The 640-nt window shown below is 70.2% G+C and carries 2 protein-coding genes; both read left to right on the top strand.

Annotated features, from left to right (window positions below; translation table 11 throughout):
* A partial coding sequence (locus ACKAE7_RS21150) for an ArsR/SmtB family transcription factor (protein ID WP_408980240.1) occupies nucleotides 1-293 on the top strand: 293 nt, incomplete at its 5' end.
* Nucleotides 294-297: 4 nt separating this feature from the next.
* The coding region (locus tag ACKAE7_RS21145) for a YeeE/YedE family protein (RefSeq protein WP_408980239.1) at nucleotides 298-640 on the top strand (343 nt) is incomplete at its 3' end.

Below are 640 nucleotides of genomic sequence, written 5' to 3'. Positions count from 1 at the left end.
GATCCATCGCGAACGAGCGGCGGCTGGTGATCCTGTGCAGGCTCGTGGAGCGCGGAGAGGCGAACGTCGGCGATCTCGCGGAGGCGGTCGGCCTGTCGAGCTCCGCAGTCTCCCAGCACCTTTCGATCCTGAGGGAGCAGGGCGTCGTGGGCTACCGGCGGGAGAGCCAGACCCTCTGGTACCGGATCTCCGATCCCCGGATCGAGCGGCTGTTCGCCACGCTCCACGATCTGTTCTGCGGGCCGCAGGCGGCTCGGCCCGCGCAGACCGCGATGACGGATGGCGAGGACTAAGGCGATGGGGACATTCACAGTCATTCCGGCGGTCGCCGGCGGCGTTCTGATCGGCGCTTCGGCGACCCTGCTGCTGCTCGCCAACGGACGCATCGCCGGCGTGAGCGGCATCCTGGACGCGGCCTCTTCGTTCAGGAAGGGCTCCGGCTGGAGGTTCGCCTTTCTTGGCGGGCTGCTCGCCTCGGGTCCGCTTCTGGCGGCCTTCGGCATGGCGCTTCCGGAGGTCGTGATCGACGCTCCCTTCACGCTCCTCCTGCTCGGGGGCCTGCTCGTGGGGTTTGGATCCCGTCTCGGCTCCGGCTGCACGAGCGGGCACGGGGTCTGCGGCCTCGCCCGCGGCTCGCGCC

Source organism: Pseudarthrobacter sp. NKDBFgelt, from assembly GCF_046097905.1.
In the GTDB taxonomy this organism is placed as follows: Bacteria; Actinomycetota; Actinomycetes; order Actinomycetales; family Micrococcaceae; genus Arthrobacter; species Arthrobacter polychromogenes.
This window is presented reverse-complemented; position numbering and strand designations above follow the sequence as displayed.